This window comes from Jatrophihabitans sp. sgz311053 (assembly GCF_056135305.1).
The window spans coordinates 1,536,586-1,558,722 of the sequence record NZ_JBWAXP010000002.1 but is presented as its reverse complement, the minus strand read 5'-3'; the positions used below and the strand labels follow the sequence as shown (position 1 = coordinate 1,558,722).

General features: G+C 68.9%; 14 protein-coding genes. 6 read left to right on the top strand and 8 right to left on the bottom strand.

Features of this window, described 5'->3' with window-relative positions; translation table 11 throughout:
- Positions 1 to 138: 138 nt before the first annotated feature.
- Together AC0NZQ_RS16230 and AC0NZQ_RS16225 are read right to left on the bottom strand one after the other, a co-directional pair.
- Entirely contained in the window at positions 139 to 471 is a 333-nt protein-coding gene (locus AC0NZQ_RS16230; protein ID WP_474530993.1) for a DUF1330 domain-containing protein, read from the bottom strand.
- On the bottom strand, positions 468 to 1,037 hold the full coding sequence (locus AC0NZQ_RS16225; RefSeq protein WP_474530992.1) for a TetR/AcrR family transcriptional regulator: 570 nt from the start codon (positions 1,035 to 1,037) through the stop codon (positions 468 to 470). Before AC0NZQ_RS16225 ends, AC0NZQ_RS16230 begins: the two co-directional genes overlap by 4 nt.
- A 72-nt stretch (positions 1,038 to 1,109) precedes the next feature.
- Between AC0NZQ_RS16225 and AC0NZQ_RS16220 the strand changes: the two genes are divergently transcribed.
- From AC0NZQ_RS16220 to AC0NZQ_RS16210, 3 genes are all read left to right on the top strand, one after another.
- Positions 1,110 to 1,802: an SDR family NAD(P)-dependent oxidoreductase gene (locus AC0NZQ_RS16220; protein ID WP_474530990.1), complete on the top strand. Its 693-nt coding sequence runs from the start codon at positions 1,110 to 1,112 to the stop codon at positions 1,800 to 1,802.
- A 38-nt stretch (positions 1,803 to 1,840) separates the two neighbouring features.
- A complete protein-coding gene (locus AC0NZQ_RS16215) occupies positions 1,841 to 2,764 on the top strand; it encodes an amidohydrolase family protein (RefSeq protein WP_474531427.1) in 924 nt (307 codons plus the stop codon).
- 72 nt (positions 2,765 to 2,836) lie between these two features.
- The gene (locus tag AC0NZQ_RS16210; protein WP_474530989.1) at positions 2,837 to 3,640 is read left to right on the top strand and encodes a 1-acyl-sn-glycerol-3-phosphate acyltransferase; all 804 of its coding nucleotides are present in this window, start codon (positions 2,837 to 2,839) and stop codon (positions 3,638 to 3,640) included.
- A 29-nt stretch (positions 3,641 to 3,669) separates the two neighbouring features.
- Here AC0NZQ_RS16210 and AC0NZQ_RS16205 read toward each other — a convergent pair whose 3' ends face one another.
- On the bottom strand, positions 3,670 to 4,302 hold the full coding sequence (locus AC0NZQ_RS16205; protein ID WP_474530988.1) for a hypothetical protein: 633 nt from the start codon (positions 4,300 to 4,302) through the stop codon (positions 3,670 to 3,672).
- Between the two features lie 338 nt (positions 4,303 to 4,640).
- Here AC0NZQ_RS16205 and AC0NZQ_RS16200 point away from each other — a divergent pair, with 338 nt between their 5' ends.
- A complete protein-coding gene (locus AC0NZQ_RS16200) occupies positions 4,641 to 6,071 on the top strand; it encodes a toll/interleukin-1 receptor domain-containing protein (protein WP_474530987.1) in 1,431 nt (476 codons plus the stop codon).
- Positions 6,072 to 6,199: 128 nt separating this feature from the next.
- Here AC0NZQ_RS16200 and AC0NZQ_RS16195 read toward each other — a convergent pair whose 3' ends face one another.
- Complete coding sequence (locus AC0NZQ_RS16195) at positions 6,200 to 6,988, bottom strand: HTH domain-containing protein (protein ID WP_474530986.1); 789 nt, start codon at positions 6,986 to 6,988, stop codon at positions 6,200 to 6,202.
- 220 nt (positions 6,989 to 7,208) lie between these two features.
- On the opposite strand from AC0NZQ_RS16195, the gene AC0NZQ_RS16190 reads away from it, so the two are divergent.
- A complete protein-coding gene (locus tag AC0NZQ_RS16190; RefSeq protein ID WP_474530984.1) occupies positions 7,209 to 12,341 on the top strand; it encodes a hypothetical protein in 5,133 nt (1,710 codons plus the stop codon).
- Positions 12,342 to 12,520: 179 nt separating this feature from the next.
- Here AC0NZQ_RS16190 and AC0NZQ_RS16185 read toward each other — a convergent pair whose 3' ends face one another.
- From AC0NZQ_RS16185 to AC0NZQ_RS16175, 3 genes are all read right to left on the bottom strand, one after another.
- Positions 12,521 to 15,400, bottom strand: coding sequence for a vitamin B12-dependent ribonucleotide reductase (locus tag AC0NZQ_RS16185; RefSeq protein WP_474530983.1), 2,880 nt, complete (start codon positions 15,398 to 15,400; stop codon positions 12,521 to 12,523).
- A gap of 127 nt (positions 15,401 to 15,527) precedes the next feature.
- Positions 15,528 to 16,028 carry a transcriptional regulator NrdR gene (gene nrdR / locus AC0NZQ_RS16180; protein WP_474530982.1) on the bottom strand — a complete coding sequence of 167 codons (501 nt, stop codon included), beginning with the start codon at positions 16,026 to 16,028 and terminating at the stop codon, positions 15,528 to 15,530.
- A 316-nt stretch (positions 16,029 to 16,344) separates the two neighbouring features.
- The gene (locus tag AC0NZQ_RS16175) at positions 16,345 to 16,860 is read right to left on the bottom strand and encodes a LysM peptidoglycan-binding domain-containing protein (RefSeq protein WP_474530981.1); all 516 of its coding nucleotides are present in this window, start codon (positions 16,858 to 16,860) and stop codon (positions 16,345 to 16,347) included.
- A gap of 403 nt (positions 16,861 to 17,263) precedes the next feature.
- Here AC0NZQ_RS16175 and lexA point away from each other — a divergent pair, with 403 nt between their 5' ends.
- Entirely contained in the window at positions 17,264 to 17,947 is a 684-nt protein-coding gene (lexA, locus tag AC0NZQ_RS16170) for a transcriptional repressor LexA (protein ID WP_474531426.1), read from the top strand.
- Between the two features lie 23 nt (positions 17,948 to 17,970).
- On the opposite strand, the gene eccCa is transcribed toward lexA, so the two are convergent.
- The gene (eccCa, locus tag AC0NZQ_RS16165; protein WP_474530980.1) at positions 17,971 to 22,020 is read right to left on the bottom strand and encodes a type VII secretion protein EccCa; all 4,050 of its coding nucleotides are present in this window, start codon (positions 22,018 to 22,020) and stop codon (positions 17,971 to 17,973) included.
- Positions 22,021 to 22,137 lie beyond the last annotated feature (117 nt).

The following is a 22,137-nucleotide window of genomic DNA, read 5'->3' as shown; positions in this document are numbered from 1 at the left end:
AGGCAGCCGGCACGATGGGTGGTGCGGACGCGTCACGGCGTCCGCACCACCCCCGTCGGCCGTCATGGGTCACGAAGCGGTTCCGGAACCCCGAATCCTTTGGCGCAGTTCTCGACAAAGTCGGGCTCCGACGGCATCTCACCGGTCCTTGAGCACCGGGCGCAGATCCTCGAGGCGGTCGAAGAGCTGCCACACGTAACGGGTCGTGCCGTCCTCCCGATGCGGGTGCAGGTCGGCCAGTTCGGGATCGTCGCGGTAGGCGTCGAAAGCGGCGCGATCGGGCCACTGCACGAGGACGAGCACCTGCCGGGCCGCGACGTCCCCGGTGACGGTGGCGGCGTGCCGGCCGAGCGCGACGACCGAGCCGCCGTGCTTGGCCACGGCCGCCGGCGAGCGCCGCGCGTACTCGAGGTACTCGTCGTTGTCGGCCAGGTCGAAGAGATTGAGCGCGTAGACAGGTCCGTCGGTCATTCCGCCATCCTGCCCGCCTGCCCGGCTCCGCCGAGAGCCGCGCGCAGCCACGGTCCGACGATCTCGTCACGCTGCCGATCGGTGATCTCGGCGAGCCCGTCGAGGTGCAGGAAGTGTCGGGCCAGGATCAGCCCGAGCAGGTTCGTGACGGTCAGCGCGGCGCGCAGCTCCGCGTCCGGACCGTCGAGGTCGCGGGCGATCTCCGCGGCACGGTCATCCAAGAACTGCCTCATGACGGCCGTCGCCTCGGGGGCGGTGAGCATGGACCGCAGCAGCGCCCGGGTCTGTGGCGTCGGCTCCGCCAACCGCGCGGCGAGGACGTCGGCGAGGTGCTCGTGGACATCGCCGCCCGCCCCGACCGCGCGCAGCTCGATGGCGGCCGCGAAGAGCTCGGCCTTGGAGCCGTAGTGCTGCAGCACGAGCGACGGATCGACGCCGGCACGTGCCGCGATCTGCCGGATGGTTGTCGCCTCCAGGCCGCGCTCGCCGAACTCGGCGCGGGCGGCGGCCAGGATCTTCCCGGCGGTGGCGGCCCGCTTGGCGGCCCGGCTCGTGGACGCTGTCACGCACTTCACTCTACAACTGTTGAGCGAGAGGCTAGATTCGCTCAACAGGGAATGAGCGAAAGGAGACCCACCATGACTCACTCCTGCGTCCTGCTGCTCGGCGCCTCCCGCGGACTGGGCTTGGCCATCGCCGAGACCTACGTCGACCGCGGCGCGCACGTCGTCGCTACCGTCCGCGGCCAAGGCCGCACCGCACTGCACGACCTCGCAGAACGCTCCGGCGGCCGGCTCGAGATCGAGCAGGTCGACATCACCGAACCGGCGCAGCTGCAGGCGCTCCGCGACCGGCTCGCCGGCCGCAGCTTCGAGCTGCTCTTCGTCAACGCCGGCATCACGCACGAGCCGGGCGACACCCCGGCCACCATCGACACCGAGGTCTTCGCCGCGGTGATGGTCACCAACGCGCTGAGCCCCCTCCGGGCCGTGGAGACGCTCGGTGAGCTGGTCCCGTCCGACGGCACCATCGCGATCATGTCCTCGGGGCAGGGCAGTGTCGCGAACAACGAGCGAGGCGGCTTCGAGATCTACCGGGCCAGCAAGTCGGCGCTGAACCAGCTGATGCGCAGCTACGCGGCGCGCCACCACGACGACCCCCGCACGCTGCTGCTGATGGCACCGGGGTGGGTGCAGACCGAGCTCGGCGGCCCCGGCGCGAAGCTGACGATCGGCGAGAGCATCCCGCGGCTGGTCTCGGTGGTCGAGGCCCAGCGCGGGCACGGCGGGCTGCAATACCTGGACTACCTCGGCGAGACGGTGGCGTGGTGATCGCGGGAAGCAGGGTCATCGGCATCGAGGAGCACTGGATGCACGACCTCGCAACCGCGCTGGCCGGACGGGACGAGTCGCTGGCCTTCAACGAGAGGGGCGACCACGGGTCGCGGCTGGCTGATCTCGATGACGGACGGCTGGCGACGATGGACGCGCAGGGCATCGACCTGTCGGTCATCGCCCTCACGCCGCCGGGAACGCAGGTGCTGCCGGCCGAGGAGGCCGTCCGGTGGAGCCGGGCTGCGAACGACGAGGCAGCCGCAGCGGTGGCGCGGCACCCGGACCGGCTGCGCGCGCTGGCCACGCTGCCGATGTCCGCGCCGCAGCAGGTGGTGGCCGAGCTGGAGCGGGCCACCGACCTCGGCCACGTCGGCGTCATGGTCTACGGCCGCTCCGGTCCGCTGCTGCTGGACGATCCGGCGTACGAACCGTTCTTCGCCGCGGCCGAGCGGCTGGAGCAGCCGGTCTTCCTGCACCCGCAGCTGCCGTCACCGGCGCAGCGCGACGCCGCTTACCGCGGTTTCGACGAGATCACCGAGCTGGCGCTCGCGACCTTCGGCTGGGGTTGGCACATCGACGCGGGCCTGGCAGCACTGCGGCTGATCCTGCGCGGCACCTTCGAACGGCACCCCGACCTGCAGCTGATCCTCGGCCACTGGGGCGAGGTACTCCTTTTCTGGCTGGACCGCGCCGACAGCCTCTCCCGCATCGCGGGTCTCCCCCGCCCGGTCTCGGACTATGTCCGGTCGAACCTGCACATCACCGCGTCGGGGATGCTCAACCCGGCGCTGCTGCGGCATGCGCTGTCGGTCACCACCGCCGACCGACTGCTCTTCTCGACGGACTACCCCTTCCAGCAGCCCACCGCAGACGAGATCGGCGTCCTGCTGGACGAGTTGGACCCTGCCGACCGGGCCGGGTTCGCCGGGAGGAATGCGGAGCGGCTGTTCGGGCTCTGAACGGGACGCGTCGGACCGGGCGGCGCGACCCGTCCGCGGGCCGGACAGTAGCCGCTCCCCTAGGGTCGGGGCGTGCGGTGGCCACGTCCGACCGGGAAGCCCGCGTCGCCCCTCGTGGCTGCGGTGCAGGCGGCGCGGCAGGCCGGGGTGGAGCTGGTCCGGCGCTATCACCGGCTGGACATCGACACCTCCCGTGCCGAGCGGCTGGACGGTCCCGCGCTCTTCGTCGCGAATCACGGTTTCGGCGGCATCGTGGATCTGAACGTCTTCGCCGCGCTCGCGGCACTCGACCGCCTGCAGCTCGACCGGCCGGTGACGATCCTCGTGCACCAGCTCGCCTGGACCCTCGGCGTCGGTCCGCTGCTGGAGCCGCTCGGCGCCCGGCCGGCGAGCCCGACCGCCGCAGCCGAGGCTTTCGCCGAGGGGCACCACCTGCTCGTCTTCCCCGGCGGCGACATCGACGCCGGCAAGTCGTTCCGCGACCGCAACACCATCGTCTTCGGCCACCGCACCGGCTTCGCGCGGGTGGCGCTGGAGCATGGGGTGCCGATCGTCCCTGTTGTCACCGCCGGCGCAGGCGAGTCGCTGTTGGTGCTGAGCGACGGTCGCCCCCTGGCGCGGTGGCTGCGACTCGAACGGACGCCGCTGCGGCTCAAGGCCCTGCCGGTCTCCCTCTCCGTGCCCTGGGGGTTGAGCGTCGGCGTGGTCGGCCTCCTCCCCTATGTCCCGCTGCCGACCAAGCTGACGACCCGGGTCCTGGCGCCGCTCCCGGCTCGCTCGGGCGAGGCGCCGGACGTGTTGGCCCGCCGGGTCGTCGGTGCCATGCAGGGCGCGCTCACCGAGATGACCGCCGACCGGCGGCCGGTGATCGGCTGAGGAACACCACCGACCAACGGGCTTCCGAGTCAGTCGCGCGGCAGCAACCGCCTGCGGATGTCAGCCGCGACCCGAGCTGCGAGTTCGGACTCGGATTCGTTGGGTCTTGCCGCGTACTCGTGGACTTGTTGCCGGCCATCGCTGGTGATCGAGACCGTCACGACATCGCTCGTCCACGGCCACGCGCCCACCCAGTCGACGGTGCCAGAGCGAAAGGCCGCCAGAGAGGCGTAAGTCTGGTCGTAGAGCCCGAGGGCCAACCGGACGGCGCGGCCGACTCGTCGACCTCGTCCCTCGCCCTGCGGGGGATCGCCGGCTGCGTCGTCGAGGGCATCGAGGTACTGCCGAAGATCGAAGCGGTAGGTCCGGGCCAGGGTCTCGTAGTGGGGATGCTGCTCGGCCTCCCAGATCACCTCGGACCCGCTCCGCACAACTCGCACCGTCAACGACCCGCACCCTGTCTCACCGCATCCGCAGCAGCCGATGATCGCGACGTTGCCGCTGCGGATCGGCAGCAGCACCGACGACATCGGCGGGAGGAGCTTGTCGGGGTCGAGCCCGTGATCGTTGCGGTGATCGCTGAGCAGGTCGTGGCCGTCGACGACCGGCCGCAGGGTCAGTTGATCGTCATCGACGTGGTAGCGAAGCTGAAGCTCATTCATGGCGTGGGCGTAGGTGCCGGGTCCCGTGAGGCTGACAGAGGCTCTGAGGGTAACTGCATCAACGCCGGCCGTCGGGCGCTTTGCGGACAGGACGACGGTGACTGTCGTGGACGGCCAGTTGGCCGCGCGCTATCCGTCGATCTGGGCGCCGCGCGGTGCGTTAAGGTCCCACGCAGATGAATCGATCTGACTCCAGGGCGATTGGCGCTCGCAGCTGATGATCGGCCAACGGTCAGGACTAGACGGGCGGCGATCGACTTCTCAGTCGGCTTGTCAGGGTTGCGAGTTGATCAGCCTGCCGTGCTCTCGCGTAGGGGTCGGGGTGGCATACTCGCGCCGTGCCCATCCCGCGCCCGGTTAGCGATGATCAGGTCGCCGTTCTATCGGCCATCTGGCGGCTCTTCATCGAATGCAATGCATTCCCGACGTTCCGGCAGCTCGATCGGCGTATCGACAACGACCTAGGGCTCGACGCGTTCGGGATCGTTCAGTCGATGCCCGACGGCCTCATCTACGGCACGCGAACACCGAGCGACTCGGACACGATTGGGGTAACGATCGCCGGTGCGGCTTACGTGCCGGGCAGCCATGAGCTGCTCGACCTGTTCGTGGCGGTCGTCCGCTACGCCGCGGAACTACATCGAACATGGTCAGGTCCCCCTGTCGAGGCGACCGAGGATGCGACATTCAAGGGCGCGACGCTGCCACAAGTAATCCAGATGCCAGCGACTGGTCGCGATGGCGTCCTGCGTTGCCTACATGCACTACTGCAGAACGAACAATGGGGCTGGTCAAGCGCATCTGCTGGGCTCGACTGGACTTTCACCGTTGACCGACGAGTTCGCGCGTTCCGCGGTGTCGTGGATGTCGCCGACTACATCTCTAGGATTTACGGTTCAGACGCAACCGAACCAACATCCGAGGAGCTTACGGTGGCGGGCGAATCAGCGATCAGCCCGACTGAGCGCCTCTCGATCGTGAGCCAGCTGGCCAAAATGGCTGGGTCGGACAGTCGCGCTTTCTTTGCGGCGTTCGGCCTTGACGCGGCGTATCAATCCGCGGGACATGGCAGTAGCAAGAAGGCCCACATCAACGCCGCGCTCGCTGAGGCTGAACGAGAAGGCAACGTCGATGAGATCCTCGTTCGAGCGCGAGACATGGTCGAGCCGACTGCCGAAGCTCCTGCTCCTGAGGCGGTTCACGCGCGACCGAGAAACCCGGCGAGAGGCACAGCAGTGAACGGTTTGCGCATCTTCATCAGTCACGCATGGGCAGATCGCGAGCTGGCAGGGGCGTTGAAAAACGCGTTGATACTCGCTGGGGTCCCGCGGGATCGCATATTCTTCTCGTCCCAGCGGTCGACTGGCGTGCCTGCCGGCAAGGACATTCGGCAGCACTTGCGTGAGCAGTTGGCTGACTCGGGCCTCGTCATCGAGCTGCTTACGCCGACCTTCCTTCAGCGCCCCATGTGTCTCTTAGAACTCGGCGCGGCATGGGCACTCAAGAAGTCGACCTACCCGATCGTCGTCCCGCCGCTGACGATTTTCGGCGCGAAAGACGCGGTCGGCGATGTCTTGATGAACCACTTCGGCTCGGACGACGAAATTGACGAGATCTTCGGAGACCTGGCAGACACCATCAGCGCGCAACTTGGCGTGCACATTCGCCGGCAGGACCTCGGCGACGCCATGCGCTTCTTCAAGTCCGCCTTCCGTGCGTCACCGGTAGATCCACCGGAACCCCTCGAACATCTCCCGCTGCCTTTATGACGGAGCTGGGTCTGACGGCCGCGATGCCTCAGTCGCAGGAGGCGGGAAGAAGCCGCACGGAGGCCTCGATCTGCTCGGCAGGCCTCGTCGAAAGAGCGCGCAGAGAGATCGCTGGGGACGGGCGGTGCCTACAGTCCGGCCTTGAGTTCGTCCAACACCTGACGCTTGCGACGTTTCTCGATTCCCGGGTCGATCTGCTGTATAAACTCAAGACCCTTGAATCCATCACCTTGCCGGCGATTCTGTGGCGGCTCTAGTACCTCAATCAGCAGGGCCTCGAGAGTGTTGATCAACACATCAACACTCCCTACCCCTCGCGGAGTGGCACCCAACGCGCCATCGGCTTGAACGGGGCGGAGACCAAACCACGAGAAGCGATCCCACCGCCCCGTGAGCCTGTCTCGCGTGTGATCCCACAAGCGCGAGGCAAGGCGCCCTTCGCTGGCCTGCCCCGCGTAGACCAGGCGAGACCCGTCGTACAGCAAGTACACGCCAGCCTGTTGTCCGAAATCGATGACGGAACTGCCCGAGATCTGAGAGCCAAGCAATCTCACGCTTCCGGATGCCCAGTCCACATTGGAGCGGCGCCAGAAGATGCCGAAGGCATTGATGAGGCCGCTACCCACCTCTTCTGAGGTCGGATCTGCCAAGATCTTCGCAGGATCTGCAGCCTGTGTGCCATCGACGACGGCCGGGCCGGCGCCTTCGACTGGCGCCAATCGATACACGCCGCGCTCCACCCGCTCAACCTCGCGACGAAGCGGTTCTTGAGATAACACGGCCGCCACGGTCGCGCTCGGCGTGGCGCCGAGATCGGTGCGGTATCTGTTGTCAATTACCGCTTGCGCGATCTCGGTGTAGTGCATCGGCGTCTCCGCCGATTGCAGAACGCGCCTGACTGCCTCGACCCAGGTCATCGTGGACACAGTCGCAGTGTGCCAGCACAGGCGGCGGCCGCTCCTGCCCGACTCGTCGACTCGCGCGAGAGTCGTCGCTCTGCTCGCCCTCCTTGTCGCTGGCGAGGCGCGCACATGAATCGGTCGGGCCTGCCAGGTCGGTCCAGGTCGTCGGCGCACCACTTGACGGCAAGCAGCGATCAAGCAGGCGCTAGGTCGATTTCGATTGGAGAATGGCGGCGTGAAGACGAATCAACTCGATCTGCCGGCGACGCTGTGGTCCGTCCCGGACGGTCCGTGGCCGGACCCACCGGTGCAGACTAGGCCGGCGCTGCTTCCCGTGGGTGACTTGACCCCAGAGAACGCGGAGCGTCTGTTTACGCGCCTGCTGGAGACCCAGGCACACATCGAGCACGCGTCCCTGTACGGGCTGCCCGGGCAGGCGCAGGCAGGAATCGACGTGTACGCGCGAACGGCACCCTCGCTCGACGCCGCCGCCACGGCGGGGAGAAACTTCGTGGCGCTGCAGTCACGTCGGGTGCAGGGCCTCACTGCCCCGGCGATCTCCTCGGCCGTCACGGACTTCCTCGCCGGCGAGTGGGCGGACCGATGCTCTCGCTTCTATTACGCCACGAGTTCTTCGCTTCGCGACACCAAGCTGGATGCGGCCGTCCGGACCGCGCACTGCACGCTCGCGGAGAGGGGCATCGAGTTCGTTCCGTGGGGAGCGGAGGAGGTCGCCTCTCGGCTCCGCGATCACCCTCGCTTGGTGGATGACTTCTTCGGCCGAGCCTGGGTGGCCGCCTTCTGCGGAGAGGACCGCGCTGCGGAGCTCTCGCGGCGGATCACCCCCGAACGGGCACGCGCGGCCCGCGCCGCGCTCGGAGGCCTCTACCGGGCCGCGTTCCGGGCGCATGGTGCCTCGCCGACGGTCACTGGCGCACACACTCTGGGGCTCCCGTATCTGATCCTCGATACACAACCGGTGTCCGAGGACGCGCCCGCGCGGGCGACCGCTGTCGAGCCGGAGCAGACGGAGCCGCCGGCGTCGGTCCTGCCGACGGAGGAGTACGCGGGAACGGCCCGGATGATGCGCCGCCGCATTCGTCGGCCTGCGCGACGAGACCCAGTCGGTACAGCGGAGGCTGGTCGGGCACGCATTCCTGTAGACCATTGGGCCGAGTCCGCGCGCCTTCGGCTGCTCATCGGCGCGCCCGGCTCGGGAAAGTCCAGCTTCCTGATGTTCACCGCCGCGGATATCCTCGCTGCCGAGCCGCAGTCCGCGGCACTGCAGCGAGCGCACGGCGGCGACCTACCGTTGTGGCTGCCGTTCGGATTTCTGTGTCGTCACATTGACGAATCGACTACGAACTCGGTTATCTCGGCCATTCAAGCCTGGGTCACCCAGCAGGGTGGACCGTCGGCTTGGGATCTCACGCAGCCGGCTCTCGACGACGAGCGGGCCGTCCTGCTCGTCGACGGCGTCGACGAGTGGAACGACCTCGCGTCTGCGGAGTACGCGCTCGGGCTGATCGAGTCGTTCGTTTCCCAACGGCACATCGGCGCGATCCTGACCGCCCGTCCGTACGCGGTGGAGCGGCTGAACTGGGTGGAGCCGTGGGCGAAAGCGGTCTTAGCACCGCTCACCCGCGCTCAACAGGTCGATCTGGTCACCCGCGTGCTGTTCGACTCCGACATGATCGGTGGCGACGGTCCGTCCAGCCCGCAGGCGGAGTCGTTCCTGGCTGAACTGACCGAGGTGTCGGCGTTGAGCCCCCTGCTAGGTACACCACTGTTCCTCGTCCTGCTGGCTAAGTCGTGGCGTGGTGAGTCATTGCCGCCGCAACGGTTCCAGCTGTTCTCCGCGCTCGTCCAGCTTCTCGTGGACAAGCATCCGCAAATGCGCCGCCGGGCCTCCTCGGCGGTGGGGTCCGAGTTCTCCACTGCCGACATGCTCACAGTTCTGCGTGGCGTTGCCTACCGTGCTCGGGTTGAGGGCGGCTCGACCATTCGACCACGGCAGGAGATGGAGCGACAGTTTCGGGCGGAGCTTCGCCGCGACGATGGTCTGGCGTACGCGGCGGCCGACGCGGCCCGGGTCGCAGCGGCGGTGCTTTCGCAGGCGGAGGACGAGTACGGTTTGCTTGTCCCGCAGGGCGTCGGCATGGTCGGGTTCTTGCATCGGGTGCTGCTTGATCAGCTTGCCGGCGAGCACCTGGCCACCCTCGCGCCCGACGACCAGGAAAGTGCCCTGATCGCCCGGGCGGGTGACCCCACCTGGCGGGATGTGCTTATCGCCGGGCTCGCCACGCAGGTCAATGCGCACGTCAACACGTCGCTGCTCACCCGGCTCAGCGAGCACAATGACGTGGACCCGGTCAGTAAGTACGAGCTGATCGCCGACGCTATCGCCTCCGACGTAGCGATCACCACGGCGAAACAATCCCAATGGGTGGCAGAGATCCTCGACCGAGTCAACGAGCATGCGAACACCGCCCACCGGGCCACGCTGATCGCATCGCTGGCATCGATGACCAAACACGCCTCGCTGCGACCGCTGCTGCTTACGACCTTCACACGATGGCTCAACGCCGCGCACCCCGAGCCGATGTCACCGCTATGGATGCTTCGAGATACCGCGGTCGCGGAGACGGGGGTCCTTCCTGCGCTGCTGTGGGGGCTGCGGCACGAGGACGACGCGGTACAGCTGAACGCCGCTCATGCCATAGCCATTCGGTACGCCGGCGACGCTACGGTTGGTGCCCGCATCGAAACGAGCGTCCGCGATGGGGCGAACGCCATTGGCCAGGCCTTCGCGCTTCTTTGCCTGGGGACGGGGTGGCCGGACTGGCCGCAGCTGCCGGCCCTTCTCGAGTGGGCGAGGGTGCAGATCACCCCGGAGCTGCGAGTCTGCGCTCTGCACCTGCTGCGGGAAGCCGCGGGAGGGCAGTTCGACCACCTCACCGCCCCAGAAAAGCAGTGGTTCGGGGGATTCCTCCGTCGTGAGGGTCTGCGGCCGCGGGAGCACTGGATGGATCTCGCCATCCCGTTCGTGCAGCACGCGCTGTCCGAGCGGCCCGAAGCCGCTCTGTTCGTGCTGGAGACCCTGTCCGGAAACGGCATGAATGGTGGCAACCGATCGATGGCGTGGCTGCTGGCCTGCACCACGTTCAGCGACAACGACGCGATCAAGGACTGGGTAGCCGACGAGTTGGAACACCCCGACCGCAACGGGCTCGTGCTGCACACCCTTGCACTCATTCCAGAGTCGTGGCGCGCCGACCCCGCTTTCGCACGCCGCGCCGCCGCGACTATTCGGGAAGGCGCCTCAAAACCTCCGTTCAACGACGGTGTCATCGCCCTCGCTGAATCGTTGCCTGACGACGAGGCGCTCGACGTACTCCTGCCCGCTCTGGACTCGTGGCGTCCCGTCCGTGTCGGGGCAGCGCTTCTGCAACGCTTTGGGCAGCGTCCTGAAGTGCTCAAGGTTTTCGACGACCGCCTGCATGGATCCCTGGAGTCGGCGGCACCGCTCGCACCGCTCGCGCTGGAGGCGCTCGGTAGAGCGGAGGGTTTCCGGGTTCTCGTCGCGCTGTTGCGGTCCTCGGCCGAAGAGGGCGACAGGGAAGCGCGGGTATTGCTGGCGATGGCCGTTGCCGATGCCTGGGCGCGGTTCGCCAGTACGGCGGAGGACCCGGAGTGCACCGCGATCCTGCGCGAATACGATTCGGACGAACTCGCGATACGCTGCACCGCCGTCGGGACCGGACACCTCACCTGGCATGTCGGATCGATCATCGCCGCCTGGCCGGCGCACGAGGCGGTCGTTGCGTTCGCGTTGCAGGCTCTTCGGCACCCTCGGTACATCAGTAGCGGCATCCACGACCCGGCGCCTCCGGCGGTCGTGCGCGCGTACGGCACCCGCGCCGACGCGACCGCGAACATGATGATGGATGCAGTTCTCGATCAGCTCACCTACCTCCCGCCGCAATTGCGGGAGGTACTCGTAGATGCCCTAACCCGCTCCGATCTGACCCCTGCCACCCTGTGCGACCTGCTCGGGGACTGGCGTGAGGACCCGGACGTTTGGGTGCAGCGCACTGCACTGACTGGCCTGATCCGGCGCGTCGAGCGGTACCGGATCTCACCGAACGCCGACCACACGCAGACCGAGGAGGCCACTGACTGGTTGCGCGCACAGGTCCGAGCCGAACTCTGCGGGTACGGCCCAACTCTCGAAGATCGCCGGCAGAACGGATGGGTTGGGATGCTGTTGCTCGGCGAGCTCGGGCTGCACGACGGGCTCCGGGAGACCATTGGGGAACCCACCCGACCGGGAGTACACCTTCGGCACCTGTTCGGAGGTGTTGACCGGGAGCTGGTCGACCTGCTCAACGCCAAGTGGGACGAGGTGTCCTCCCACTTCGGCGACGACGTGTTCGCCCTGCTCTCGGCCTCGAACGCGAGAGACGTACGCCAGGAAGCTCGAGCAAACGTACTTGGCCAGCTCAGCACCAGCTCGTCACCGCACCCCGCCATCCGCGAGCTCATCCGTGCGGAGGCGGACGCGAACCCTCAGCTTCGCAACAGCGCCGAATATCTCCTCTGGTCCCATCGCGATGGACGCCGCGATCTCGACTTCTTCGTCTCCTGCCTGACACGCGCGGGCTCCTCCATTTCAAGTCGGCGAGAGACGGACGAGGTCTACGACCTGCTGGTCGACCTGGACTCGTGGCAGATCCCCGCCGACAGGCTCCGCGACACACTGACGCGGCAGCCCGGTTTAGACACCAATCCACGACTACGGGCGTTGTACTGCGAATTGTTCCCACTCGACGAACGCAGTCGCGCGATGTTCACCGACCTGGAGGCCTGGTTCCGCGGCGACGATCCTCGGGATCGTCGCGAATGGATCGATTCGCTCGCGGTAGCCGTCCGGTCGTCACCAGCGAGCGTCTTGCCTGGAATCGTCGAGCGAGCACACCGCCAGATCGTGCTCCGAGACGCCGCCGACCTCCTCATCCTGCTTACAGGCCCGCTGTTGCGGAGACTCCGCCACGACTCGGATGCGGTCGCCGCGCTTCGATCTGCGATCCAGGACCCCACCTCCCTGGATACCAGCACCCCGATCTGGACGCAGGCCCCCAAGGCCGAGCAGATCAGCGAGCCGGTAATCAACTCGCAACGGTCGTATCTGTTGGCAACGGTTCTCGACCACGCCGGCCTGCTCGACGGGACCACCGCGACGATAGCCCGGCACACGCTCACGAGCATCCACCCAGATGTGGTGGTCCATGATCCGTTCACCGGGGTCGAACGGTCCGCGCGTACGGCGGCGGTCACCCTGACAGCACACCCCGCGGTCAGGAATTGATCTTTGTCCAATTCCTCCGCGCGCTCCGCACCTCAGCGAGGCACCCCAACGCACGTAACGACACGCCTAGCAATGAGCCGTGACACGCGTATTCGGCGATAGGCGCGGACGACGCCGCTCCGAAAACCACGACGAGGGCCGGACCCCGTGGGGCCCGACCCTCGTCAGTGTTCAGCGGATCAGCTGCAGCCGCTGGTGCTGCCGCAGCCCTCGCAGACGAAGCAGGAGCCGGCGGGGCGCATCTTGGTGCCGCAGTTCATGCAGAGCGGGGCGTCGGCGGAGCTGCCCATGAGCGTCTCCAGCAGCTCGGTGGAGCTGTGGACCTTGGCCGGGGCGGCGACGGCGGTCTCCTCGACGACCTCCTCGTCCGAGACCTCGGCGGCCGGGGCGGTCTCGACCGGGACCGACTGGGCCATCGTCTCGAGGTCCTCGTCGGCCTCCACCGGGGCGTAGGAGCCGGTCTCGAGCTGGCGGGTCCGCTCCGAGGCGGTGTGGATACCCAGCGCGGAGCGCTCGTCGAAGGGCAGGTGGTCCAGCGCCAGGCGACGGAAGACGTAGTCCAGTACCGACTGCGCCATGCGCACGTCCGGGTCGTCGGTGAGACCGGCCGGCTCGAAGCGCATGTTGGTGAACTTCTGGACGTAGGTCTCCAGCGGGACGCCGTACTGCAGCGCGATGGAGATCGCGATGGAGAAGGCGTCCATGACACCGGCCAGGGTCGAGCCCTGCTTGCCCAGCTTGAGGAAGACCTCACCGAGCGCGCCGTCGTCGTAGGTGCCGGCGGTCATGTAGCCCTCGGCACCGCCGACTGCGAAGGACGTGGTGCGCGAGTTGCGCGACTTCGGCAGCCGGGTGCGGGTCGGGCGGAACTCGACGACCTTCTCCGGCTCGGCCGTGGCCGTCGCCTTCTCGTCCTTCTTCGCCTCCTTGCCCGCCGACAGCGGCTGGCCGACCTTGCAGTTGTCGCGGTAGACGGCGAGCGCCTTGAGGCCGAGCTTCCAGCCCTGGAAGTAGACGTCCTCGATGTCCTCGATGGTCGCCGACTCCGGGAGGTTCACCGTCTTGCTGATCGCGCCGGAGAGGAACGGCTGCACCGCGGCCATCATCCGGACGTGGCCCATCGGGCGGATCGCCCGGGCGCCCATCGCGCAGTCGAAGACCTCGTAGTGCTCCTGGCGCAGGCCCGGCGCGTCGATGACGTGGCCGTTCTCGGCGATGTACTCGACGATCGCCTCGACCTGCTCCTCCTGGTAGCCGAGGATGCGCAGCGCGCGCGGCACCGTCTGGTTGACGATCTGCATCGAGCCGCCGCCGACGAGCTTCTTGAACTTGACCAGCGCCAGGTCGGGCTCCACACCGGTGGTGTCGCAGTCCATCATCAGGCCGATGGTGCCGGTGGGGGCGAGCACCGAAGCCTGCGCGTTACGCCAGCCGTTCTTCTCGCCGATCTTGTTGCCGCGCTGCCACTCCTGCGTGGCCAGCGCCAGCACGGTGCGGTCGTTCTCGTGCAGCGTGCGCACCGAGTCGTTCGCGGCGGCGTGCTTGCGCATGACGCGGGCGTGGGCCGCGGCGTTGCGGGCGAAGCCGGCGTACGGGCCGACGATGCCGGCGAGCTCGGCCGAGCGACGGTAGGCGACACCGGTCATCAACGAGGTGATGGCGCCGGCGAGCGCGCGGCCGCCGTCGGAGTCGTAGGCCAGGCCCGAGGCCATGAGCAGCGCGCCGAGGTTGGCGTAGCCGATGCCCAGCTGGCGGTAGTCGCGGGTGTTCTTGCCAATGGACTCGGTCGGGAAGTCGGCGAAGCAGATCGAGATGTCCATCGCGGTGATGATCAGCTCGGTGGCCCTGACGAAGCGCTCGGCGGCGAAGGTGTTGTCCGGCTCGAGGAAGGTGAGCAGGTTCAGGCTCGCCAGGTTGCAGGAGGTGTTATCCAGGCTCATGTACTCCGAGCAGGGGTTGGACGCGGTGATGCGGCCGGTCTCGGGGTTGGTGTGCCAGTCGTTGATCGTGTCGTCGTACTGGATGCCCGGGTCGGCGCACTCCCACGCCGCCTTGGCGACCTGGCGGAAGAGGTTCTTGGCGTCGACGGTCTCGATGACCTCACCGGTGCTGCGCGAGCGCAGGCCGAACGGGTTGCCCTCGTCCACGGCGCGCATGAACTCGTCGCTGACACGGACGGAGTTGTTGGCGTTCTGGTACTGCACCGAGGTGATGTCGGCGCCGCCGAGGTCCATGTCGTAGCCGGCGTCGCGCAGGACGCGGATCTTGTCCTCCTCGCGGGCCTTCGTCGCGACGAACTCCTCGATGTCGGGGTGGTCGATGTCGAGGACGACCATCTTCGCGGCGCGACGGGTGGCGCCACCGGACTTGATGGTCCCGGCCGAGGCGTCGGCACCTCGCATGAAGCTCACCGGACCGGAGGCGGTGCCACCGGAGGAGAGCAGCTCCTTGCTGGAACGGATGCGCGAGAGGTTCAGCCCGGCGCCCGAGCCGCCCTTGAAGATCAGCCCCTCTTCCCGGTACCAGTTCAGGATCGAGTCCATGGTGTCGTCGACCGAGAGGATGAAGCAGGCGCTCACCTGCTGCGGCGAGGTCGTGCCGACGTTGAACCACACCGGCGAGTTGAAGCTGAAGACCTGATGCAGCAGCATCCAGGTGAGCTCGTGCTCGAAGATCTCGGCGTCGGCGGGCGAGGCGAAGTAGCCGTGCTCGCGACCCGCGGCGGCGTACTTGCTGACGACGCGGTCGATGAGCTGGCGCAGCGACCACTCGCGGGCATCGCTGCCGACGGCGCCGCGGAAGTACTTCGTGGTGACGATGTTCGCGGCGTTGACCGACCAGAAGTCGGGGAACTCGACGCCCCGCTGCTCGAAGTTGATCGAGCCGTCACGCCAGTTGGTCATGACGACGTCGCGACGCTCCCAGCTCACCTCGGCGTAGGGGTGCACGCCTTCGGAGGTGTAGACGCGCTCGACGCGCAGGCCGTCGGCCGGGTAGTGGCCCTTGGCTTCGGAGGCGGTGTCGGTCTCACTCGTGCGGGAGATGTCGGCTTCGGTCATGAACATGTCCTTCCTGGGACTGCGTGCCGGGGGTGGGAGGTGCGGATGCTGTGGTGGCGCCGTTGATCCGGAGACGGTGTGGCGCGGTGGGGTGGTGACGATGTGGGGATGTCGGGGTTCCAGGCGCTCAGGCAGGGGCGCCGGCTTGGTCGGCAGCACCGGCGTCGTTCGCCGGTGCGCTGTCGCGGTCGTGACGGAGGTCGACGATGGCCTTCTCGAAGTCCTCGGCCGAGGTGAAGGCCTGATAGACGCTCGCGAAGCGGAGATACGCCACCTCGTCCAGCCGCCGGAGCGGCCGCAGGATGGCCAGGCCGATCTCGTCGCTGTCGATCTCGGCGGCGCCGGTGGCCCGGATCGCCTCCTCGACGGTCTGGGCCAACTGGGCGAGGTCGTCGTCGCCGACGGGACGGCCCTGGCAGGCGCGGCGGACACCGCTCACCACCTTGGCGCGGCTGAAGGGCTCGGTGACGCCGCTGCGCTTGATGACAGCCAGCGTCGCCTCTTCGACGGTGGTGAAACGCCGCCCGCACTCGGGACAGGACCGGCGACGCCGGATGACCTGGCCCTCGTCGTGCTCCCGAGAGTCGACGACGCGGGAATCCGGGTGACGGCAGTACGGACAGCGCACCTGTTCTCCCCTTCTCGTGTCCCGGAACAGCGGCGTGCCCAACGCTCGTCGCTGTGGACGAACCTGTCGACAACTTGGGGACCGACCTGTGGACGAACCCGGCGCCCTGTGGACACCGAACCCCAACTTGTGGACGAAGCACATCGTTGTAACTACTAGATGTTGGGGTGAACGCTAAGGCCGACCACGATGTTCCGCAAGGGCCACCCGGGGCGTGTCGTGCAGTTCGTCACTCGGTGACGCCGTCACCGCCCCGTCGTGGGGTCGCCAAACGCCCCGAGACCCGGCACAGGTCGGGGCGTTCCGGTCGAACCGATCAGCGCGTGCGCAGCTGCTGACCCGGCTCGAGCGCGACATCGTCCAGGTGGTTGAGCGTGCGCAGGTGCTCGACCTCGGCGCGCGGGTCCGCGTCGGGCGCGATCCGCGAGGCGATGGACCACAGCGTCTCCCCCGAGGTCACCGTCACCACTGCCGGGACCGAACCGGTAGCCGGACCGGCGGCCTCCGACGGCGCCGAGGCCGCCGCGAGCCATACCAGCAGGCCGCCGACGGCGGCGACGAGGACGGAGAGCACGACCACGCCCCGGCGCGTGAGCCGGACCGGCGCGGCCTCGCGCTCCGGGGCGAGGAGCACCGCGACGGGAGCGACGGCGACAGCCGGACGGGACGGCGCCAGCACCGTGCCGCGCATCCTCCGGGGGCCGGCGACCGGCGCCGACGGGACCGCCGCCAGGTGCCGACGGCGGGGCAGCGACGAATCGAACGAGCCCGGGAACTCGGCGTCGTCGGTGTCGTCGAAGCCCGGTGCGAAGAGGGTGGTAGCGGCCGACATCTGGGACCTCCGGTGGTCATCGGTGCTCGTCCCCGGGTGGGGGCGAGAGTCGAACACGGTTCGAACGGGCATTCGAACGAACGCTTATTCGAATGTGTACCAGCGGGGTCTGACAATTTCTACGCGGACCCGGCGTGTCGTTCGAACACGTGTTTGATCCGACTCGTCGCGAGGGCTACGGTCGGCCCATCGAACTGATGATCGAACCGGGTCGCCGATGACCGATCGGCGGACGGCTCACCTCGATGGGGAGGCACGAACGGTGGCAGCCAAGAAGTCAGCCCGATCGGCGTCGACACCGACGTCCGACACCGACGCGGCGCAGGGCGGGAGCGATCCCGCGGCGGCTGCGGCCGAGGTGCCGGCGCCGCGGCGAGGCCCCGGACGCCCCAAGGTCACCGAGATGCCCGACCCCGTCACCGGGCTGACCAGGCGCCAGCAGGCCATCCTCGACGTCATCCGCGACTCGGTGGAGCGTCGCGGCTACCCGCCCAGCATCCGCGAGATCTGCGAGTCGGCCGGGCTTGCCTCGACCTCCAGCGTCGCCCACCAGCTGGCCATGCTGGAGCGCAAGGGCTACCTGCGCCGTGACCCGAACCGTCCCCGCGCCGTCGATGTCCGCGAGCAGCCGGCCGGCCCGTCCTCGGCTCCCGGCCGTGGCAAGGCGGCGCGTCGCGCCGTCGCGGTCTCCGACGACGCGCCGCGGGGCGAGGCACCGGTCTTCGTCCCCATGGTGGGTCGCATCGCCGCCGGCGGCCCCATCCTCGCCGAGCAGATGATCGAGGAGGTGCTGCCGCTGCCGAAGTCCCTGGTCGGCGACGGCACGCTCTTCCTGCTCAAGGTCGTCGGTGACTCGATGGTGGACGCCGCCATCGCCGACGGTGACTGGGTGGTGGTCCGGCAGCAGCAGGACGCCGAGAACGGCGAGATCGTCGCCGCCATGATCGACGGCGAGGCCACGGTAAAGACGCTGCAGCGGCGCGACGGCCACGCCTGGCTGCTGCCGCACAACGCGGCCTACTCCCCCATCCCGGCCGACGACGCGACCATCCTCGGCCGCGTCGTGACGGTGCTGCGCAAGGTCTGAGCCACGTTGCTCCGGCGAGCAGGTCAGCTCGCCGGAGCAGGCTCCGGACCCGGCTCGCTCACCGGCGGCGGGGTCTCGGCGGCCAGTCGCGCCGTCTGCACCAGCACCGGCGCGTGCCGGCGGTGCACCAGCTTGCCGCGTCCCGGCGGCAACGGCTCCATCTTCTGCGAACCGAGCACGGCGCCCTCGTCCTTCGTTCCGGAGAGCAGCAGTCCCGGCGTCCCCATGTCGCGCAAATTGCGCATGAAGGGCTCGAACATCCCCTGCCCGACGCCACCGGCCGAGCGCGCCAGCACGACGTGCAGGCCGATGTCGCGGGCCTGCGGCAGGAACTCGATGAGGCCGTGCATCGGGTTGGGCCCCGCGCCACCGGTGAGCGACTCGTAGTCGTCGATGAGCAGGAAGAGCTTCGGTCCGTTCCAGGTCGGGACCTCGCCGGCCGACGGGTCGACCTGGATGCCCTTGAGCCGGTCCCGCAGCGCCGCCACGATGTTGCTCGCCGTCTCGGGCGCGGCGACGGAGTTCATCACGTAGCCGATCTGGTGCGGCGTGGTGATCGCCCCGAGCAGGCCGCGCCGGTAGTCGAAGGTGATGACCTTCGCCTCCTTCGGCGTCCAGCGGGTGGTGATCCCCTTGGCGATCGCACGCAGCAGGTTGGACTTGCCCGACTCGACATCGCCGACCACGACGAAGTGCGGTTCGGCGTCGAAGTCGACGAAGACGGGCTGCAGCACGTCCTCGTCGACCCCGATCGGCACGGCGGCGCGCGTCGGATCGATCGGCGGCAGCTCGTCGTAGCCGAGCTCGTCGGGCAGCAGCCGCACCGGCGGTGCCACCGGCCCCGACCATGCCGAGGCGACCCGCTGCACCAGGTCGGCCACGCCGTCGACGACGTCCTCGGCCGAGGGTCGCGAGTCGATGCGGGGCAGCGCAGAGAGGAAGTGCAGCTTCTGCGGGCTCAGTCCCCGGCCGGGACTGGCCTCGGGGATGTCCCGGGCGACCTTGCGGTCGAACTCGGACTCGGTCGGATCACCGAGTCGCAGCTCCAACCGGGTGCCGATGAGGTCCTTCAGCGCCGGCCGCAGCTCCATCCAGCGCTGGATCGAGAGCACCACGTGCACCCCGTAGCCCAGACCTCGTCCGGCGATCTGCGTGATCGCGGTCTCCAGCGCCTCGTAGTCGTTGCGTACCGTCCCCCAGCCGTCGACGACGAGGAAGAGGTCACCGAAACCGTCCCGCGGAATGCGTCCCTGCGCCACCGCGCGGCGGTAGCTGGCCATCGAGTCGATGCGGTGCTCGGTGAAGAGCTCCTCGCGCTGGGTCAGCAATGTGTTGACCTCGGCGATGGTGCGGCGCAGCCGGTCCGGTTCGAGCCGGGTGGCCACCGAACCGACGTGCGGCAGGTCGGCGAGCCCGGTGAGCGTGCCGCCGCCGAAGTCCAGGCAGAAGAACTGCACCTGCTCCGGGGTGTGGGTCAGCGCCAGGCCGGCGATCAGCGAGCGCAGCACCGTCGACTTGCCGCTCTGCGGCCGGCCGATCACCACGAAGTGCGAGCTGGCGAGGTTGACCCAGTGCGGGTCGCGGCGCTGGTCGAAGGGGCGGTCGATGAGCCCGATCGGCGCGGCCAGCGAGGGAGCCGGATCCCAGTCGGCCGGCCGCAGCCCCAACTCGGTCTCGCCCAGCGGCGGCAGGAGCTCGTCCAGGGTGGGCGGGACGTCGAGCGGCGGCAGCCAGACCTTGCGCGCCGGGACGCCAGCCCCTTCGAGCCGGCCGACGAGGATGTCGAGCATGGTGTCGCCGGGGCCGGCCCGGTCGTCCGGCTTGGGGGTCTCCTCCGGCGCCGGCTCACCCCGGCTCTCCTCGCGCGGGGCGAGGTAGTCCAGCTGGTAGGGCAGGATCTGGCGCCGCGGCCCCTCGCCGACATCCGGGCCCTGCGTGGTGGTCGCGGTGTACGCGCCGGAGACGTAGGCGGCCTTGAAGCGGACCAGCCCCTCGGTGGCCTCCTTGAGGTAACCGTTGCCGGGGGCGGCGGGGAGCTCGTAGGCGTCCGGGACGCCGAGCACGACCCGGCTCTCCATACCCGAGAAGGTGCGCAGCCCGACCCGGTAGGACAGGTGCGTGTCCAGGCCGCGCAGCTTGCCCTCCTCCAGCCGCTGCGAGGCGAGCAGCAGGTGCACCCCGAGCGACCGGCCGAGGCGGCCGATCATGACGAAGAGGTCGATGAAGTCCGGCTTGGCCGACAGCAGCTCGCTGAACTCGTCCACCACGATGAACAGCGACGGCATCGGCTCCAGCGGCGCCCCCTGCTCGCGGGCCTTCTCGTAGTCCCGGAGCGAGGCGTAGTTGCCAGCGGCGCGCAGCGCCTCCTGCCGGCGCACCATCTCGCCCTGGATGGCGTCCTTCATCCGGTCGACGAGGATCAGCTCGTCCTCGAGGTTGGTGATGATCGCCGACGTGTGCGGCAGGACGTCCAGCGAGGCGAAGGTCGCGCCACCCTTGAAGTCGACGAGGACGAAGTTCAGCGTCTCCGACGAGTGCGTCAGCGCCAGTCCCAGCACCAGGGTGCGCAGCAGCTCCGACTTGCCCGAACCGGTGGCGCCGATGACCAGACCGTGCGGACCCATGCCGCCCTGCGCGGACTCCTTGATGTCCAGATCCACCGGCTGCCCGCCCGGACCGATGCCGATCGGCACCCGCAGCCGGTCCCGCGGCGCCCGCGGCCGCCAGGTCACCGCGGGGTCCACGCTGCGCGGATCGCCGATGCGCAACAGCTCCGGCAGCGTCAGGTCGCCGGCCAGCGCGTCGGTCGGCTCGGCGCTCGCCGTCGAGACCCGCAGCGGGCTCATCTGCCGGGCCAGCACCTCCGCCTCGACGACGGAGAAGGCGTCCGGGACGCCGACGTAGGTGCGCGTCTCCTGCCCCGTCCGGTCGCGGCGGACGATGTCCAGCTGCCTCGTCGCGCGCTCGCCCTGACGACCGTCGCGGGCGTCGTGCCGGATGTCCAGCCGCAGCACCCCGGCCCCGGAATCCGAGCCGGTGCTGTGGTCGAGGTCCAGGACGGTGACGCCCTGCAGCAGGTTGCCGCGCAGCTGCGACTCCCCCGGCACCCGGCCGCCGTCGACGACGATCACCAGATGCGGCCCGTCGAAGGTGCCGCCGCCGAAGCGGGGCCGGCCGGTGATGGTGTCGCCGAAGAGGTTCTCGACGGCGACGAGATCGTCGCCGATCATGCGCACCTGGCCGACGGCGTCGTAGGCGTCCGGACTCAGCGAGTGCGGCAGCCACTTGAGCCATTCCCACTGCGCCGCCGCCACGGGACTGGCGCAGACGGCGACGAGCAGGTCGTCGGGGGTGTGGAAGGTGGCCAGCTGGGCCACCATGGCCCGCGCCATCGCCCTGGACTCCTCCCGCGGGCCGGTGAGCACCAGCCGCCCGAAGGACGGCAACGCCAGAGCAGCGGGGAGGTCGGCGACAGTCCCGTGCGTGCGGACGAAGCGGCGCAGCGCCAGCGCCGAGATGGGCTCGAGATCCTCCACCGGCTTGGTCTCCGGTGTCACCAGCGAGACGGCCAGTCGCTGCGGACCACGCCCGGTGCGCACCACGAGGAAGTCCTCGTCACCAGGTCGCCGCTCCCACATCCGGCTACCCAGCACGACGGACCAGAGCGTGTCCGGATCGGGGTGGTGCCACAGCGCCGCTGCGCGCTGCTGCTCGGCGGCCCGGCGCACCCGCCGACGGACCTGTTCCAGGTAGCGCTGGTAGTCCCGCCGGTCGCCGTCGAGGCGGCGCCGCTTCTCCCCGGAGCTGCGACCGATGCTGCCGGCGGCCATGCCCACCATGGAGAGCGCCATCATCCCGCTGGCGAGGTAGGTGATCGGGGTACCGCCGGAACCGGTGACGAAGAGCCCGGTGGCGCCGGCACCGGCGAGCATCGGCAAGTAGGTGAGCACCTGCCCGGCGCCGCCGCCGGCGACGGTCTCGGGCAGCTCGGGTGGCGACTCCAGGACGATCTCCCCGCGCGGCTCCAGCGGACCCTGCCGGCGAGCCGGGCGACGGAACAGCTCGGTGCCCAACCGTGCCCTCCGTTACGGTGATCACTGCCGTAGCGCCTGCCGCGCCGGCGTCGATGGTCGAGATCGTAACCGGACGGGCCCGCCGCACGCGGCTCGTCGGTCCGCACACCCGGGTTC